An 18,791-nucleotide genomic window follows, 5' to 3' on the forward strand; every position below is an offset into this window, starting at 1 on the left:
CAAGAGTTCCTCCATTATCGAAGAATAATATTGAGTTGAAGGGGTTGGTCCGGGTTATCCACCAGCATCTTGTACATCATGCGCAGCATTCGCTCAACTTCTTCCTTCGTATGTTCATTCATATAATTCTCAAGCGTCTTCCCCATCGGTCCGCCATTTGCAGATATGTGGACTGGCTTCCCTTTTCTATCACTCGCGATGTACGCGGATAGGGCTGCTGCTAACCAGTTACTCTCCTGATATCCGGACTTGGTCAAATACTCCACAAATAGTTGGTTGATCCGTTCAGAAGCTACCGTATCGATTTCAGTTGTATTCAGCGTATTAGCGTCCACAATGATGACTCCCCCTAAATTCCGGCCTCCATGGTCATTAGAAGGTTCATAAGGCAGCAAAGTTATCGGGGATGTGTCTATTCCCAAAAGCTCAAGGATGTGTCTAAAGTTAGTGTCGGCCATAGTTACGAAAGCCGCCGCATGGCTGTCATTCATCCATTGACTGATTAGTCCCTTCACCTTGGATGAATCGTTAGGACGGATTTCCTTAAGAGGTCCTGCTAATAACGCGAGTCCATCCATGCCTTTCCCTTCGAATTTCACTTGCTGCCTGCCTTCCCTCGCTTGCGTAATTGATGTTCTGTTCAGGTTACTGAATAGGTCGAGTGAGTCTGGAAAATCCGTTGATATTGTATAGTTTGATGCCTTAACTGCGGGATAGGTATCTTGCCATTTACTGTTCTTATTGAGATATACCTTATCCTTATTTTCCACAACCAGATTGTGCTTTCCCGGAATTGGATACCAGCCTGCACTGCCTGGCAAATACACTTGAGAAGAAGAGGCAGCGTAGGCTGAAACTAGTTTAGGAGCAGATTGTCCAAAAGGGCGGATCAGTCGCCAATCATTCATTTTTCCTGTGTAGGCAAGTTGCACTTTGACTCTATCATTCTGGCCTAAGGGCTCAGCAAGATGAATAGTCAACCCATATCCTTCTCGCTTCAGTTGCCCCTGAGTCCCATTCACCAATACCTTGTCGACTTCAAAGGCAGGATTCAACGTCATCTCCAGACGATCAACAGCCTTACTGCTCTGCTCCGATTGGATGTCTACCAACGCGATCACCTCGAGGGACGCATCCTGCTCCTTGTAACGAACAGATAAATCATAATCCGTGATTGTAAAGGCGGCTGGGTCAGAAGTTGTTTTTGCCAATTGTGACTCCACTTCATCCTCCCAGTCCTGATAAGCTTCGATATGTGCCCCTCGTACGATCCCGTAGAAAGTGGCCGTGCTAAGAGTTGCTAGTAGACATATAACGATTAACCCATTCACCCATACTGTGCCAACCCTTTCCTTACGGCGGCTTTTTACAACCCCCAGGATACAACCTAGAAATAATCCCGTGAGCGCCAAATAAAAGGCTCTATGCAGCCACAGACTGCTATCCCTCAGAAAACCCCATACCTCGTCCATAAAACCCATTGATTTGTAGTCCATTAACAAAAAATTAGGCAAAGCGAAGAAAGACTGCGGCAAAATCGAGTTCAATATCAAGAAACCGCCATATACATGGACAAACCACAATAGGAATCCGATGAAATAGCTAACACGGCCGCGAATGAATACACCTATCGCCCATCCTAAAACAACTGCATACATAATTCCCAGGGCTAGTACTGTCAGCACCATTAACGGATAGGCTATATCTGGTTCGCGATGCAGGAGGAAGAACCACTGATACAGCAAAGTTGCTACTGATGCCAGATTGGCGACTACAAACGGAAGTGAAAGGATAACAAGTCTAGTACCAAGCATTCTTCCAGACCGGTAAGGTAAACTCCCCAGCAGACGATCAACCTTCAACCCTTGGTCCCGATGTGCCCCGTAAACACCAGCGAGCATTGCTCCGATTGAAAGCGGGCCGGAATACAGGAACCCTAACTGTTGGACTAAGACGTAGGTATTAACAGCATCCTTATTGATCGTATAGATTAACGTCCATAGCAGGGCAGATGCCACTATTAATATCCATAAAAAGGGCCCCCGATAAAGAAGCTTCCATTCCGTCTTGATATGCACAACCCAATCATTCATGCGTGTCGCCTCCCACGTAAGCCATATAACCATCTTCCATATCAGGCTCTGCCAGAACCGCACTATGAAAAGGGAGTTGATCCGCAATTACACGTAATTCATATCCGTTCCTGGATTTGCGGCGGCTAACGCATCTCCCTTGTACCTCACCTGCCAACCACTCCTCTTCCTTCACTTCCCCTTTCCATACTCGCCCCTCAACTTGTTGAACCAATTGATCAGGAGTGCCATTGAATAGGAGCTTTCCTTTGTCCAATATGGCTAGTTCTCTGCAACTGCTCTCAATATCTGCAACGATATGTGTAGACAGAAGCACAATCTTGTCCAAGCTTAACTCCTCCAGCAGATTCCTGAAGCGGATGCGTTCCTCTGGATCAAGTCCTGCGGTTGGCTCATCGACGATAATGACCTTCGGATCGCCAATAATGGCTTGAGCGATTCCAATTCGCTGCTTCATACCGCCGGAGTAGGTTTTCATTTTATGGTTGGCTTTGCTGCTCAGGTTAACTTTGTCTAATATCTCAGCAACAAGATTACGGCGGGAAGAAGCCGGGATTCCTTTTAGCATAGCGATATACAGAAGAAACTCTTCACCGGTCAATTTGTTATACAACCCGAATGATTGCGGAAGATAGCCGAGCAGACGTCTAATCTCGTGATCATCCTTGCCTAGCTGATAGTCGCCAAACTTAACTTCCCCTTCAGATGGCGGGAGTAAGGTTGCCAGTATTTGCATTAATGTGCTTTTACCCGCTCCATTCGGTCCAAGTAATCCGAACATTCCGTTTGTCATATGTAAGTTCAATTGATCTAATGCTAGAGTTTTGCCTTTGTAGGTTTTTGTAAGCTGGGTTATCGTTAGATTCACATCATCACTTCCTTTGTTGTTTACAGGATTCTCTAGATAGGACGGATGAGTGCGGAAAAAGTTTGGCCGAGAAAAAAACCAGATGTTTCTTGTTTCTATCAAACAGATATTTCCAATAGTTTCACTTTCACTTTCCCAGCGTCCCCTAAAACTGATATAGTAGAATAAGTAGGTCATGACCCGTTATGCGGCGGGTGCCCCCTAATCACAAGAAATAAAGGAGGCCGTACTTTTGATTCGTTCGCTTGGCATTATGGCCCATGCTTTTGGAAGCAAGCCTTTGGATCAATTAGCTCGAGAGATTGGAAATGCTGGCTTTCACAGCGTTCAATTAGCACTTGGCAAAGCGTTGTCTGATATTGACTGCAGTACCGGCAATTTAAGTCCAGGACTTGCCAATCATATAGGAGAAGCCTTCGATCGCAATGGAGTTCGGATTGCTCTACTAGGTTGTAATATAGATCCCATTCATCTCGATTCCAATGAACGTCGGCAGAACATTCGGAAGTTTAAAGAACACTTGAAGTATTGCCGTGATTTTGGGTGCAGCATAGTAGCAACGAATACAGGTAAATTATGCACATACCGGGATAACTTTCCGGATGATTATGAGAAGAAGGCGTGGGGAATATTGCGCCATTCGCTCTACGAGCTTGCTGAGGAGGCCGAGAAATGGGGCGTTATTGTGGGCGTTGAGCCTGCTGCTTCGCTCGTCATCCACAACTCGGAAGGGATGCATCGAATGCTCGAAGAGGTGCCTTCTTCAACTTTGGGAGTTATACTCGACCCTTGCAATCTGATTCATGCGAATAACGCAGACAAGCAGGATGAGGTTATCGAAGAAGCTTTTGAGCTGCTTGCCAATCGGGTAGTGGCTTTTCACGTCAAGGATTCGGGTATTCCGACTGATGAATCCATCAGAATTCCAGCCGCTCTGGGCGATGGCCATTTCAATGTACCTTTGTTCCTTTCCTTGGCCAAGAAGAGGAAGCCGTTCGCCGATATCGTGCTGGCAGGTGTAACAGGCGACATGATCATTCCGTCGCTCGATTACTTCCAACGGACATGGGAAACGTTGTAACGAGACTTGAGATAAACGCACGACTAAAAAGAGGCCGAAGCTATGTGCTCTGGCCTTTGTTATTTATGTCCAATGCCTACTGCACCTTCCAGTGGAATACGGTTAGCTTTCGTCTCTTTCTGCCGGAAGAATAAATAGCCGAAGAAGGAAGCCATTAACTGCTGGGTCAGCATCCCTATAATGGTCGGCAACGCCACTTGGGGAGGAAAAAATGAGATTGCGAGTACGGCTCCCGCGCTTATGTTGCGCATCCCGCAGTTGAATACCATACTCACAGCCATTTCTCGGTCAAGCTTAAGCATCCTGGAGGCGATCCAGCCTAGTCCATAGCCGATCGACACAATTACAATACAGACTGCCGCAATATACACCACGTTCCAATTCCACTCTGTGAAGAAAGGCGCAATGACCGAGCTGTTGATCACAATCACCGCGACTAGCCCAATCTTGGAAACGGGTGATAGTATCGGACTCCATGAAGCTTTGACTTTACCCGCAGTTGCTTGGTTCATTAACATTCCGGCAATAGAAGGCACAACAACCATCCACATCAACTGAGTCAACATGCCTAGCGTATCCATCTGAACCTTAGCCCCGACCAACAGCGATAAGGTGAATGGCACGATAAAAGGGGACAGCATCGTATCGATCAGAATCATCGACAACGTAAGCGCCGTATGCCCGCGATAAATTGTAACCCACATGAAACTGACGATCCCTGTAGGAATAGTCAGGACTAACAGAAGTCCCGTTATGGTTAGTGGACTATCGCTGAAGGCAGCGTGACCAGCACCCCAAGCGATTAGAGGCATCACGATATGTAGAATGAACATGAAGACGAATATGGGCAGCGGATGAAGAACCACCCTTTGCAAATCTCTTATATTCATACTCAAGCTTCCGGAAAACGTCATAAAGGCGAAGATCCATGGAACCCAAGCTGTAAAAGGAGACAAAGCTCCTGCAGTAGTCAAGCCTATGAATACGCTCGTCGGAGTGATAAGCGGCATCCATTTCTCCAGTTGTTTGTTTAAGGTTGTTAACATAGGGTCTCCCTCGCTGCAGCTTTGCTTAATCGGACACTCGGACATTTGAATAGCTCGAAGGTTAATCCGTTTTACTATTCTGGTTGGACTTTATCAGAGTACTCCTTTTCCAGCGGACCGACAAGAGAAAATCTCCTAGAAGACGCTATCGCTATTTCACTCCCTCCTACCCCTTCAGTTCCATTGAGATTCTACGAATTAATTGCAAAAAAGCAACTAATTTCAATTCTTACTCCAGACAGCTTCCTTTAATTGCATAAAAGCAACTAATCCCCTCAACAAGACCACCGAGCCCTTCAAATTCATCTTTTAATTGCTTTCCTGCAACTAATTTGGCCTATAACTCCCCGCTCAATCGATTTAATTGCTTTTATCGCAACTAAATTCACTCAGCCCATCTCAAACTCTTACAAATCGGCAAAAAGACAGTCCATTCCCGGCACCGGCAAAATGGACTGTCCTTCGATTTAATAATAAGTCTACTTAGATAACATACGTTTCCCCCAACCCGTTCGATAGAAGCCGCGTTCCAACAGGCCAAATCCGGTACTGGTCATCCAGTACAAGCCTAGCGCCACTGGTGAACGCCACATGAAGACAAGCGGCAGCAATGCAACAATAGATGCAAGCGTCCAACGGTTCATCCCGCCGAGACTAGGCTGAATCGAGGATTCTGTCAAGGGTATAAGCCCCAGAATGAAGCTTAGTGTAGCCGTGGCCAGCGGTATGAGATGGTAAGGATCGGCCATGGCCAGATTAGCGGCCCAAGGAATCAGAAGCGAGGTCATCGCGCTGCCGTGTGTCAGGAACAGCCCGTACATGCCCATCAGAACGGGAAGCTGCAGCAGTAAACCAGCCATCGATTGGAAAGGCTTGATGCGATAAACGCGATAGAGCTTGAACATCTCCGTCGGCAGCTGCTCCGGAACGGCTGCGAGCCGCTCACGCAGCTCCTTCAGCTCCGGCTGCATAGAGCTGCTTCGAACCTGCTGCCGTGCGGCCAACAAGTTGAAGTAGAACAATCCAGCTTTGACACATAACGTCAAGCCAATAACCGCCAGTCCCCAATCTCGGGTAAGCATATGGAGTCCGTCCAACAGCGGGACGAGCAATGAAGTAATCGAGTGAAACCAAGTATACATGCCAGATTCTCCTTCAAGCTTCTCAAGAAGCTTTGTTTAATGAAATGCTCCATTCATGGACATTAACACACCATGAACAAAGCCGCTTCATCATCACAGGAGGAACCCTTAGCAGAAGGCTGCTTGCGTCGAAACACCTTCATCCGCGAACACCTTGGCGGTGTCGAAGGAGCAGGAACAAGCATAACGCTTCGAGAAGGTTGTCCCGATGAAAGACTCTCCTCCCGCTGCCCTAGCAATATTCCAACTCCACCTATCAGACCTACCAAGCTCGCCATGAACAACCAAGTGGAAATATCAAAAGTCAGCTCCATCGGTTCACCCCCTTCCTGAAGGAATACTTTATATACGGATCAGCGAAGAAAAGATTTCATATTGCCTTTATTTTCATACCACCTATCTTTAGTGCAAATATTTCTTTTAATCCATCATATGTCCATACGAATAAGAACTCATCCTCATACTCTATTAGCATCCCGTTAATTGAAAGGAATGTTGATCTTAATGGCGAGAACAAAGCAGGGACAAGAAGGCCCCGTACAATTCAGACATCGTATGGAAGGGTTGACCTCATTTGTTGATGGTCACAGACATTCTTTTGGCAATCTGACCGATTTATTCATTCCTGAGGACGGAAGACACCGTCATACCTTCCGAGGCATAACAACTACCGCAGAGGGACATCGACATTCTTACTCCGGTCAAACAGGTCTCAATATCGGCATCGGTCCGAACCATTTTCACCGTTTTCGAATTCAGACGAATATTGCAGATGGCCATCGCCACATTATTACCGGTAGAACTACAGGACTCATTCGTCTAGGAACAAGGGTCGGACACAAATTAATCATCGAGAAAATTGTACGGCAGCGCGTAAAGTAATGGAATTACAATAAGAGCAAGTGAGTATCTACTAATGATACCCGCTTGCTCTCTTTTTTACTATACTAACGCTTCCGCAGGTATGATAGAATAAAGCAGAAGTAACCTATATCATACCTGTAACTAAAGGAGCGTCTATGAAAACTAGAGAGCCTTATAGCCATTTTCGACCGAAAAGAGTTGCAAGCTGGTGGTGTACCCTGGATGATATTCTATGGCCGCAAAAGGGAGTTACCGATCGCATCAAACGCAGGGCTGAAGCCTTTGCAGAAGCAGGCATCGACACCGCGATCAACTTCGGATTCCATATCCGCTTCGACTTCGCCAATTACTTCGGCCAATTGCACGGTTATTTGAACAACGTGTGTGAGGAGCTTCATAAATATGACATTCGTTTCCTTGATCATTATTCCTGCAACACGATTGAACGACCTCGGAGTAAAGCCGAATTAATTAAAATGAACACCGCTCAACGGCATCACATTCTGCTTCATCATGATCCTATTGCGGCTGAATATGCGGGGTACGCGGGGTACCGCTTTAATGACCTTTGTGAGGTCGATGTGCGAGACGGAAGCAGAGGCTACAGCCCTTCTTATCAATTAGAATTATTTTGTCACAACAACCCGTCATTCCTGGAAATGCATGGCAAATATCTGGAGCGGCTGCTGAATGAGGTGGATCTGGATGGCGCCCAAATCGACGATATGGCTCATTATGCCTGGATGTCCACATGCGCCTGCGAGCATTGTTTAGCTCGCTTCAAACGTGATTACGGACACGAGCTGCCTGCTTTTGGAGAGAAATCCTTCTGGGGGGATACGTCTGGATCCGCAATTTCATGGGGGAACTATGAGAACCCTGTGTTCCGCGATTGGTTAAGCTTGAAGACAGACGTCATTGCCGACCACGTAAAGATGATCAAGAGCTATTTTCCGGATAAACCGCTTACTACTTGCTGCTCCAGCACAGGTCCGATTATTCTTAACGCTGTATCGCTTGACTTGGAGAAGCTGACAGACCATCTGGATCTCGTGATGCTCGAGAACTGCGGCATTGGCACCGGCAGCGTCAATTGGTGCAAGATGGATGCTGAAGCCATGCAGCAAAAAGATATCGCCGCTAATATGGGTGGTGCCCCTGCCATTGCGCTTAGCTACATGATCTATGAGAAAGGCGGATACATGGGATGGGCTCTAGGACGTTTCTGGGGTGTGGTGAACTGGAGCAGCACGTTGAACGGGCGATTGGCGGATGATCCTGTCGATATGCTGGAAACCCACGATATTATCGGTCCGTACAACAACTGGGAAAAGGCCAATAGCGATCTAGACGGTCAAGCGGGTCATGATTTCGCGGAAGTGCGTCTCGTCAGCAGCAAATTTTGCCGTAACAACGGTTGGAGAGACGAGCAGGGTCAGGAGCATTGGGATCGCGTATTAGGTTGGTCAGGTGCATTCGTAGAATCCAACATCGGGTATCGGATCGTACGAACAGAAGAGCTTGCAGATGCAGCTCGGCTGAAACTAGAAAGTACACCTCTTCTGCTGGACGGTGTAGCCTGCGTGTCGGATGCGCAGTTCCAAGCCATCAAGAGCTTCCTCCAGGCAGATGGGACCGTATGGCTGGGTCTCCCATTCGGTACCCACGATGAGCGCGGCTTCAAGCGTGATCACGCATTATCGGACGAGCTGTTGGAACTGGCTGCCACTCAGGTTTATACGGGGCTTCAACTGCTAGAGAGCAGCGCGAGTTCGATGTCCGAAGGAGAACCAACACTTACTAGCTCGAGCTTAGTTTCCCTGCAGCGGTTAGCTGCTGACGGCGCATTCTCCCCGCGCATCCGTCAACTCTCGGGCGACACAGGGTGGGCAGCAAGGCTGCGCGTGCATGAAGAAGGCATTGTCCTGCATCTGATGAACCGCTCTCTTGAAGCGATTCCGCACCCTCAACTCAAGGATGCTCATAACCATGCAGTGGTATTACAGGATATCCGTTCACTCAGCACAAATAACCAGTTAATCTATGAGATAGACTTCGCTGGTCAAGGAACTGCTGAATCATGGACTACAGTTGTATTGAAAAGTCCGGAGCTTGGCGCGGAAGCCCGTGAAGTGAATGTCGAGACATTGTCATCGACGAGAGCTAGAGTATCCATCAACCTGGACGGTGTAGACATTTATGGTGTGATAGGTTAGAGAACTTCACAAATACCCTCTGGAACCATTATCCAGAGGGTATTTGTTATTGCTAACTGTCACGCCTTCAGCTTCATCAGCTCTCGATACTTCTCTATCATCCCTGCAACATCGATGCTCTTAATGGGTTTACTGATATACTCGTCCATTCCAGCTGCCATATATTTCTCCCGATCCCCATTCAGTGCGTTAGCCGTCACAGCCACGATATAAGGACGTCTCTCGGGGGGAAGCGTTTCTTTGATCACCTTAGTCGCTTCTACACCATCCATAATCGGCATCTGAACATCCATGAAGATGATGTCGTAGGTCTCATAAGCAACTGCACGAACGACTTCGCTGCCATTCTCCGATAAACTAGTCGAATGCCCCATCTTGTTCAACATCTTTTGCATTACGATCTGATTCACTTTATGGTCTTCGGCTATAAGAATCTTGAGCGGTTGAATATTATGCTGATCACCCTGTGCCTCTGACTGCTCCTTCAGGGGTACTGGCTCTTCCTCTTCCGAGAAGGAAACCGTGAACATGAAGGTCGCTCCTTGCTCGTCCGAATCAGCATGACGCTCTATCCATATTTCCCCGCCCATCAATTCCACGAGTTTCCTGCTGATCGCTAAGCCTAATCCGGTTCCTTCCGATTTGCGAGTCATGAAATGATCCAGCTGATAGAAAGGTTCGAACAAGTGGCCAAGCTTCTCTTCTGGAATCCCAATACCTGTATCTTTAATCGTGAATTGAAGCTTTACTTTATGATCATGGTTCCCTATCTTCTCGACGAATATGGTAACTCCACCGATATAGGTAAACTTGATCGCATTCCCGATAATATTGAGCAGCACTTGCCGCAACCGTTTGGAATCCCCGATTACTCGGCGAGGCACATCCGGGCTAACCGATACAGTCATTTTCAAGTCTTTCTCTCGAGCTTTGGACACTAACACATCGAGCGCCTCTTCAATAGTCTCGCTCACGTTTAAGGGTTCTTCCAGAAACTCTGTTTTCCCAGACTCAATTTTGGAGAAATCGAGAATGTCGTTAATCAGGTTCAGTAAAGTATTTCCGCTTTTGCTAATAATCTGTACATACTCTTTCTGCTCATCTGTCAGGTCTGGGGTATCTAACAAAAGATCCGTCATGCCGATCACACCATTCATTGGAGTACGGATCTCGTGACTCATCATCGCGAGGAATTCACTCTTCGCTTTATTCGTATTCTCAGCTGCTTCCTTTTCAATGAGAAGCTTCTTTTGGGCAGTAATGTCTTTGACTATGATATAGTAGCCTGTCATTTCCTTGTTAATGATAATCGGGGCTATTGTCGCAAGCACTTCTGCGTATCGGCCGTCTTTACATTCAATTCGATCTATATCTTTCTCAACAAGGGTGCTGTCCTCGGAGCCAGAAAGCAATCTTCTGAGATTCGTTTCCCCAATAAATCGGGAGAGATTCATTCCAATCATCTCACTAACACTATATCCGGTAAGTTGCTCCGCCATAGCATTGGTGTTCATTATAACACCTTCCATATCCAGCGAAATAATAGCATCATGGTTATATTTCTTGAGAGATGTATAACGCTCAATGCTTTCCTGGAGTTTCAATTCCACTCTCTTACGCTCCGAGATATCCTGAATCGTACCGTTCATACTAATAGGACTGCCATTTTCCGCAAAATTCACAGTACCTCTTATGTGCAAATATTTGACCGACTTATCCGCAAGGATATTACGGAACTCAAAATTTAATTCGCCCCTCTTATACGCTTGTCTAACGTTTACAAGCACATGCCGCTGATCATGGGGATGAACAAATCCTAACAGTTCGCCGGGCTGCGATAGCTGGCGATTCTTGTCTAACTGGAGAATTTCATACACTTGGTCCGATAAGAACATCGCCTCACTGTGAATATCCCATTCCCAGCTGCCCAGGAGGGCAATTCGTTGGGCTTCTGCGAGACTGTCTTCATATTTTTTGCGTTCGGTTACGTCCCGGCCTATCCCAATAATAATCTGGATTTCACCTTTTGCATCTCGTACAATCTTCGTCGTGGATTCAAACCACACATAGTAACCGTTCTTGTGAAGAACGCGATAGGTGAACACATTATGATCAAGGATCGGCTTGGACATCAGCAGCGCCATATCTTCTGGATGATAAAACTGCAAGTTGTTCTTCCCTATGACTTCCTCGGGTTCATATCCCAACAGATCACGCACCGAGGGTGAACAATATCGGGTAATGCCGTCAGGCGTCATATAAGAAATGATGTCCAATGCATGCTCGGAAATAAGATTAAACAATTGTTCAACCTCAATAAGCTTGTTCTCAACCGCTTTTTTCTCTGTAATATCGATCACATGGGCAATGAAGTATAAAGGCGTCCCTTCCTGCTCATCTCGTACTAATGATACGTGCAGGGAGGCCCATATATCGCTTCCATTTTTGTGGATATAGCGTTTCTCGGTTTCATATACAAGGGTAGTCCCATCTAGTAAACTACGGATAAACTCCTTATTAACTTCCAGATCATCCGGATGGGTAATGTCACCGAAAGATAATCTCACAAGCTCCTCATCGGAATAGCCAAGGACCGAACATAATGCTGGATTCGCCTTCAGCCACATTCCGTCAATAGATACCAAAGCAATACCAATTGGAGCATGTGTATATACATGTTCGAATAAAGCATGGTGATCGACTTGTGATTTGTGCTTCATAAAGATCCTCCAGTCGCGATGATAAGCATCCCCCTTATAAAGGCTGATACGGAAAAGTATAACACATATAATAAGGATCATCAGCAGGGCATATCAGGGTCTCATTCATGAGCGAGAAACAAAGGAATCGATGTTCCAACGTAAAAAAGAACCCAACCGACGGCTGAGTTCTTTGAGTTTTTATTATAATTTCAGGCTATCGCCGTACTTCCCTTCAAAGAACGATTCAGCAAACGGTCGGCGACTTGAAGGCTGCTCCCGCTCTTGGTGTTTCTCGGAAAGCTGCTCCTTCTCCCCGCGATAACCTAGAGCTATTACAGCCATCGCTTCGTAATCATCCGGAACGCCTAGCGTTTCTTTGGCCTTGTCTTTGTCGAATCCACCCATTGCATGTGAATAAACTCCATGACGAATCGCTTCAAGCGCCAAGTAACCCCAGGAGGTCCCTGTATCAAAGCCGCCCCAACGATTAGCGCTACCATTAGGGTTAAGTTGATGGGCAAAAGCAACAGCAATTACAGGGGCACGCTTGCACCACTCCACATTAAATGGGCTGATGAAGGATAAGAACCGTTCCCGATCCTCCGGAGTTTTCGCTACGATGTAACGCCAAGGTTGATTGTTACTTGCTGAAGGTGCCCACCGGGCCGCTTCAAAAATGCTTGCTAACACAGCATCCGGCACTTCTTTATTCTGAAAAGATCTTGGCGACCATCGATTAAGGAACGATGGATCCATGTCATGCTCCGCCTTCCTGGTCAGGCTCACCTCGGGATTTATCAATTTACTCATCATCTACTCCTCCTAATTCCTTTTCTTATACACATCAAATAAAAGTTACTTATATTTAATAAGAATAACAGAAGGAAATCAGGTTTTCAAATTTGAAGCATGTGTTAGATTTCAAGGTCCAATAGGGTATATTACTAAGTGAGGTGATTTTTCGCAGATGGACATATTTCTGGTCGTATTGGTGCTGCTTACCCTGATTCTTCTATCTAACATCCTGAATCGGTTCATCCCTTTTATTTCGGTTCCGCTTTTCCAGATTGCACTCGGAGCAGCTATTGATGTATTTCCATTACGTTTGCATATTCCGTTGAATCCGGAGCTATTCCTTGTTTTATTCGTAGCCCCGTTGCTGTTTAATGATGGCAAAAGAATACCGCGCGAAGAGTTATGGAATTTGCGTTCGCCCATTCTATTCCTTGCATTAGGCCTAGTATTCGCTACCGTCATTGTCGGAGGATACGTCATTCACGGATTAATTCCAACTATACCGCTCCCAGCTTCCTTCGCGCTTGCTGCCATTCTGTCTCCTACTGATGCGGTAGCCGTCGGAGCATTGTCCAGCCGAATTCGACTGCCCAAAAAAATTGTCCGCCTGCTTGAGGGAGAAGCATTATTGAATGACGCCTCCGGCTTGGTAGCATTCAAATTCGCGGTTGCAGCAACGGTTACAGGTGCATTCTCCTTCGCTGACGCTACTGTCGATTTCTTGATAATCGCGCTTGGCGGTCTGGCGATCGGCATCGTTGCAGCTTTCCTGCTCATCGGGTTCCGAGTATACATACGCCGCTTCGGAATGGAAGATATTACGATTCATATGCTGATTCAAATCTTAACGCCATTTATTATTTATCTGGCTGCAGAACATTTCCACATGTCGGGGATTCTCGCTGTTGTAGCCGGAGGAATAGTCCATGCCATTGCCAGGGATCGTTCCGAATCTTCTATGGTAAAGCTGCAGCTTGTATCGAACAGCACGTGGTCTGTTATCGTATTCATTCTCAATGGGCTTGTATTTGTTATTCTGGGGCTGCAGATTCCAGCTGTAACCGGTGTAATTTTCTACGATGTTGCTTTTAGCAACTATCTGGTTATCGGTTATATACTCTTGATATCCTTCACGTTAATTTTTCTGCGGTTCCTATGGATCTATTTCTATTGGAGAAGTGCCTACGCGTGGTCCCGCAGTAATATGCAGACCAATCCGAGTTTCAAGGATTCCGTGCTTACCTCTCTGTCCGGTGTTCGCGGAGCGGTCACATTGGCAGCGGCGTTCTCCATTCCCTATATGCTGCAGGATGGCAGTCCGTTTCCTCAGCGCGATCTGATTATTTTTCTCGCGTCAGGCGTCATTCTGGTTACGCTCATTACGGCAAGCTTCGTGCTCCCGCTTCTATCCAAACGTGAGAAGGAAGAAGGGGTGGAGGATAGGAGAAAAATGAGGCAAGCGGCTCGAGTGGCTATCATGCATGTAGCTATGGAGGCTGTAAAAGAAGAGATTAGTGAGGAGAATAAGGAAGCATCCTACGCGGTCTTAGCCGATTACAACAAACAAATTCAACTGATTCACAAAGAAGGAACTGAACCTAATACCAGCCCCTTGCCGGATCAAACTGAGATTGAGATCCGACTTAAAGCTCTTGCTGCCGAACGCAAAGAGGTGAAACGTCTATTCGAGAAGGGGCTGATTACTCGCCGAACCTCGGCCTCCCTGCACCGCAAATTGGATCACATGGAAACAGCCTTATCCGGGTCCTTCCAGTTACGGCTGCAGCATTTGATATTCCGCATACGGCGGCTAATATTTAACTTATTCATTGCCAGGACTAACCGTTCTTCAAGCCCATCCTCCCTGGCACAGGAGCTCGCTGTTCTCAAAGAAACGAAGCTCAAGACCTCACAGGCAGCCATAGAAGTTGTCCGCAATCAGATACAGGAGGAGAACGAGATTGTTTGCCAGGCTGTCATCTCCTCCTATGCCGAGATCATCGACAAGATCAGCTTGGGCAAGTCCAATCAAGTAACTAAAGATAAACAATTTGCTCAACATAAGAAAGAAATTCAGCTGAAAGCGATCCAGATCGAAAGAAACGAAGTCCAAGCTCAATTCGAGAAAGGCACTATTGGCCGTGAGACGGCCAATCATCTGCGCAAAGCGATCCTCTATTCAGAGGCAGCCATGCTGGAGAATAATGAGTTAGGGTAACTATAGTTTCCGCTGCCAATCTTATCCCCGCTCCTTATCGATGCGGGGATAGTTCGCATGCAATCACACAAGTAAACAAATTTGTCACTATTTCCTGGACGAAATTTGAAATCATTAAAGGGTTTCCAACGTATATACCGTATATAAAGAATGATTGGAAATGTTGAAGGAGGAACATAATGATCAAAAAAACAACGGTTAATGACTTAGTGGAACGTTTCTCCCTTGAAGTGCTTGTAGGAAGCGACCAATTGCATAGAACCATTGAGAAACCGAAAGCTCACCGACCTGGACTCGAATTCGCTGGTTACTTCGACTTTTTCTCGCATGCGCATGTTCAAGTGTTAGGGCGCAAAGAAATCACATACTTGCATAAGTTGACTGATGAGGAACGCAATGATCGGATTGGTAATGTCGTGAAATATCACCCGCCTTGCTTCGTGGTGACTCGTGACCTTGAAGGTTTGAAATATTTGACCAAGCATTGCGAAGAGGAAGGTATACCACTGCTCCGCACATCACAGCCTACTTTCAAGTTCATGGATTCGGTTGATACTTTTCTGGCTAAAGCGTTGGCTCCGGAAATTGCCATACATGGAGTGTGTGTGAACGTGTCGGGAATCGGAGTGCTATTGCGAGGCAAATCGGGAGTAGGCAAAAGCGAAACGGCGCATACGCTCATTCGACGGGGACATCGGTTAGTGGCCGATGATATGGTGGTCTTGAAGAAAATAAGCCCGGAAACGATATTAGGAACCCATAACGGAATGAACAAGGAGTTCCTTGCCCTCCGCAGTATTGGTTTAGTCAATGTGTCCCGATTATACGGCCGACGCGCCTTTCAAGATGAAACCCGCATCGTCCTGGACATTGAACTAACCAAATGGCAGGAGCATGCCCTGAACAATGACCTGGAGCTGGAACCCAAGTTCACGGAGTATATGGATGTGCGCATTCCGCATATCGAGATCCAGCTTCAACCCGGACGTGATGTCGCCGGTCTTGTCGAGGCTGCAGCCAATAACTGGTACTTGAAGACGCAAGGTTACAGCGCGGTAGATGAGTTCATGAAACGATTGGAGACGACTAACTAGCAGCCCATTGGAATTAAAGGAAATGTCTGATAGTATTATCTCTAAGGCCCCCATAACCTGGCGGGCTATTCTTTTTATGGAGGGAATTATATATGAGGAACGTTGTGTGGAACGCCGCAGTGGGAAGGCTTCGTAAGGGAGGTGAAATCTACTATGAGCCATAGTCCCCAGTTGCAGGAATCGCGCTTGCAGCTTCTTGCGCAGCTTGTATATTTCGACGAACAAAAAGTAGATTTCCTGGATCAATATTATCCGGTCTCCCCGCGGGAACGCAGCAAAATCGATAAAATGATAGCAGGCTACTCCAAAATGATAGAAAAAATACTTGCTGATTTCAACCAAGATAGCTTGAACTCTGCTGTCTTGATCGGCAGTGAGATGCGAATATGTTATCTGGATGATGGGTATACGGATTCCTTCGCGGTAGTATTCCCCCACCAGGTTGACCCAAACCTTAACAAAATATCTTTCCTGTCACCAATTGGTCATCAGTTATTGATGGCAAGAAAGAATGAAACGTATCCGCTTAAGGTTCCGTCTGGAGAAGTTACCGTTCGAATTGAGGATATTGCATATAAAGCTTACGGAGATTTGCATGCATTCAATTAATGGTTAGGAAAAAGTTCTGCAATATATCAACAAACAAGCTGCCTACAAGTAAATATGTAAGCAGCTTGTTTATTGTGGACCTGATCGCTAAGGTTCGTTGTATTTACCATTTATTACGATTAATCGTTGAGTGAGCCCTAGTGCTTTCATATATAACCTCCGGTTAATAAGGAATAAACTGCATCACCGTATACCAGATCGCTAAAATCACGATAACAGCAACAGAAGCAATGGAGATGAGCTTGAAGAAATTTTCGTAAGTAATCATAGATACTACCCTTCTTTACTAATTGATGTTCGATACGTAATCAGTATCGCACTTCGTTGTGTGTCTGTCCCTGATGGGGTTGATTTACGAATGGAACCATAACAGATGTTGATTACCTGCTCCTCTTGTAAGCTGGCAAGAAAAACATTGGCATTCTTCTCTGCAAAAGAAGTATCGGTGTCCACAAACTCCTTGACTTGAATCATTGACATCCTCCTCCTCCTTCCAAGTAACATTAAATGTAAAAAAAACCACCTAAATACAGGAAGACATCCTGCGATTGTTCGCAGAATGCCCTATGCCCCTCCACCATATCATCGAAGCTATCACGTGTCAATGCTTCCTCCGAAATGTATCTGCCTTCGGATAGCAGCAGGCATTCGGCCGTACGTATATGTTCCCTTACTCATGCGGATGAATCATATTTTCAGGCCGTACAATTTGATCGAACTGCTCTGCCGTGAGCAGCCCGCTCTTAATAGCTGCCTCCCGCAGGGTAGTCTTCTCGTTATGCGCTGCCTTGGCAATGGAGGCTGCATTCTCATAGCCGATGTGAGGGTTGAGTGCCGTCACCAGCATGAGCGACTCTTCGACATACCGGCGAATGACGTCATGGTTCGGTTCCAGACCGACCAGACAATGACGGTTGAAGGATTCCATCGCATCGGCAAGTAGTCTGACCGACTGCAGGAACCCATTGATGATGACCGGCTTAAACACGTTCAACTGGAAGTTGCCCTGGCTGGCGGCGAAGCCAATGGTCGCATCGTTGCCCATCACCTGGCAGACGACCATCGTCATCGCCTCGCTCTGTGTCGGGTTCACCTTGCCCGGCATAATCGAGCTTCCCGGCTCATTCGCCGGGATAACCAGTTCGCCGATCCCGCATCGCGGCCCACTCGCTAGCCAACGCACGTCGTTGGCTATCTTCATCAGATCGGCGGCCAGTGCCTTCAACGCGCCATGCGTGTACACGATTTCATCGTGGCTCGTCAGCGCGTGGAACTTGTTCGCGGCCGCAACGAACGGCCGCCCTGTCTCGCGGGCAAGCTCTTGCGCCGCCAGCTCCCCGAAGCGGGGATGGGCGTTCAAGCCCGTGCCCACGGCAGTACCGCCAATGGCCAGCTCCAGCATGCAGCTGGCGCTATGCCTCACCATCGCGCTGGTCTTCAGCAGCATCGCATGCCAACCGCTCACTTCCTGGCCGAGCGTGAGCGGAGTGGCATCTTGCAGATGCGTGCGCCCGATCTTCACAATATCAGCGAATGCTTCCATCTTCTGCTTCAGTGTCTCCTGAAGCTCGGCCAGAGCCGGCATCAGCCGATTCTCGATGGCCATGACACCCGCTACGTGCATAGCCGTCGGGAAAGTATCGTTCGAGCTCTGCGAACGATTGACATCATCATTCGGATGAATGCGAATTTCGCTGCCTTGCTCATCGAGCTTCGCACTCGCCAGACGCGCGATCACCTCATTGACGTTCATATTCGTCTGCGTCCCGCTGCCGGTCTGCCACACCACAAGCGGGAAATGATCATCCCACTTGCCGGCGACAACCTCATCGGCTGCGGCTGCGATCGCTTCCGCCTTCTCCCGCTCCAGCTTGCCCAGCTGGAGATTGGCAGCCGCTGCTGCCTTCTTCAGCAGCGCTAGCGCATGAATGACCTCGATTGGCATACGTTCCGTGCCAATACGAAAGTTATTGCGGCTGCGCTCCGTCTGCGCTCCCCATTGTTTGTCCGCTTCGACGCGGATCTCTCCCATTGTATCTCGCTCTATTCGATCACCCATTGTT

The 18,791-nt window shown here is 47.2% G+C and carries 15 protein-coding genes; 6 read left to right on the top strand and 9 right to left on the bottom strand.

Annotated elements, in window-relative coordinates; genetic code table 11:
* Positions 1 to 14: 14 nt before the first annotated feature.
* Together AC58QD_RS07840 and AC58QD_RS07845 are read right to left on the bottom strand one after the other, a co-directional pair.
* Complete coding sequence (locus AC58QD_RS07840) at positions 15 to 2,093, bottom strand: ABC-2 transporter permease (protein ID WP_497331768.1); 2,079 nt, start codon at positions 2,091 to 2,093, stop codon at positions 15 to 17.
* A complete protein-coding gene (locus tag AC58QD_RS07845; RefSeq protein WP_497331770.1) occupies positions 2,086 to 2,961 on the bottom strand; it encodes an ABC transporter ATP-binding protein in 876 nt (291 codons plus the stop codon). The genes AC58QD_RS07840 and AC58QD_RS07845 overlap by 8 nt, the downstream gene beginning before the upstream one ends.
* 232 nt (positions 2,962 to 3,193) lie before the next feature.
* Between AC58QD_RS07845 and AC58QD_RS07850 the strand changes: the two genes are divergently transcribed.
* Entirely contained in the window at positions 3,194 to 4,042 is an 849-nt protein-coding gene (locus AC58QD_RS07850; protein WP_497331772.1) for a sugar phosphate isomerase/epimerase family protein, read from the top strand.
* A 59-nt stretch (positions 4,043 to 4,101) separates the two neighbouring features.
* Here the strand turns inward: AC58QD_RS07850 and AC58QD_RS07855 are convergent, their stop codons facing one another.
* From AC58QD_RS07855 to AC58QD_RS07865, 3 genes are all read right to left on the bottom strand, one after another.
* Positions 4,102 to 5,088, bottom strand: a complete 987-nt coding sequence (locus AC58QD_RS07855; RefSeq protein ID WP_497331774.1) for a bile acid:sodium symporter family protein — start codon at positions 5,086 to 5,088, stop codon at positions 4,102 to 4,104.
* Between the two features lie 479 nt (positions 5,089 to 5,567).
* On the bottom strand, positions 5,568 to 6,230 hold the full coding sequence (locus AC58QD_RS07860; protein ID WP_497331776.1) for a YidC/Oxa1 family membrane protein insertase: 663 nt from the start codon (positions 6,228 to 6,230) through the stop codon (positions 5,568 to 5,570).
* A gap of 62 nt (positions 6,231 to 6,292) precedes the next feature.
* Positions 6,293 to 6,544, bottom strand: coding sequence for a hypothetical protein (locus AC58QD_RS07865; RefSeq protein WP_497331778.1), 252 nt, complete (start codon positions 6,542 to 6,544; stop codon positions 6,293 to 6,295).
* A 190-nt stretch (positions 6,545 to 6,734) separates the two neighbouring features.
* On the opposite strand from AC58QD_RS07865, the gene AC58QD_RS07870 reads away from it, so the two are divergent.
* On the top strand, positions 6,735 to 7,112 hold the full coding sequence (locus AC58QD_RS07870) for a YmaF family protein (protein WP_497331780.1): 378 nt from the start codon (positions 6,735 to 6,737) through the stop codon (positions 7,110 to 7,112).
* Between the two features lie 137 nt (positions 7,113 to 7,249).
* Complete coding sequence (locus AC58QD_RS07875; RefSeq protein WP_497331782.1) at positions 7,250 to 9,310, top strand: hypothetical protein; 2,061 nt, start codon at positions 7,250 to 7,252, stop codon at positions 9,308 to 9,310.
* 59 nt (positions 9,311 to 9,369) lie between these two features.
* Here the strand turns inward: AC58QD_RS07875 and AC58QD_RS07880 are convergent, their stop codons facing one another.
* Positions 9,370 to 12,030: a PAS domain S-box protein gene (locus AC58QD_RS07880; RefSeq protein ID WP_497331784.1), complete on the bottom strand. Its 2,661-nt coding sequence runs from the start codon at positions 12,028 to 12,030 to the stop codon at positions 9,370 to 9,372.
* 183 nt (positions 12,031 to 12,213) lie between these two features.
* Positions 12,214 to 12,822, bottom strand: coding sequence for a nitroreductase family protein (locus AC58QD_RS07885; RefSeq protein ID WP_497331786.1), 609 nt, complete (start codon positions 12,820 to 12,822; stop codon positions 12,214 to 12,216).
* A gap of 157 nt (positions 12,823 to 12,979) precedes the next feature.
* On the opposite strand from AC58QD_RS07885, the gene AC58QD_RS07890 reads away from it, so the two are divergent.
* From AC58QD_RS07890 to AC58QD_RS07900, 3 genes are all read left to right on the top strand, one after another.
* Entirely contained in the window at positions 12,980 to 15,025 is a 2,046-nt protein-coding gene (locus AC58QD_RS07890) for a Na+/H+ antiporter (protein ID WP_497331788.1), read from the top strand.
* A gap of 182 nt (positions 15,026 to 15,207) precedes the next feature.
* Positions 15,208 to 16,119: an HPr(Ser) kinase/phosphatase gene (gene hprK / locus AC58QD_RS07895; protein WP_497332168.1), complete on the top strand. Its 912-nt coding sequence runs from the start codon at positions 15,208 to 15,210 to the stop codon at positions 16,117 to 16,119.
* 153 nt (positions 16,120 to 16,272) lie between these two features.
* Positions 16,273 to 16,728, top strand: coding sequence for a GreA/GreB family elongation factor (locus AC58QD_RS07900; RefSeq protein ID WP_497331790.1), 456 nt, complete (start codon positions 16,273 to 16,275; stop codon positions 16,726 to 16,728).
* 273 nt (positions 16,729 to 17,001) lie between these two features.
* Here AC58QD_RS07900 and AC58QD_RS07905 read toward each other — a convergent pair whose 3' ends face one another.
* Both AC58QD_RS07905 and fumC read right to left on the bottom strand, forming a co-directional pair.
* Positions 17,002 to 17,202: a sporulation protein Cse60 gene (locus AC58QD_RS07905; protein ID WP_497331792.1), complete on the bottom strand. Its 201-nt coding sequence runs from the start codon at positions 17,200 to 17,202 to the stop codon at positions 17,002 to 17,004.
* Between the two features lie 196 nt (positions 17,203 to 17,398).
* Positions 17,399 to 18,787 (bottom strand): class II fumarate hydratase, encoded by a 1,389-nt coding sequence (fumC, locus tag AC58QD_RS07910; RefSeq protein WP_497331794.1) that lies wholly within the window; start codon positions 18,785 to 18,787, stop codon positions 17,399 to 17,401.
* Between the last annotated feature and the right edge of the window lie 4 nt (positions 18,788 to 18,791).

Source organism: Paenibacillus sp. J2R1T-4, from assembly GCF_059692235.1.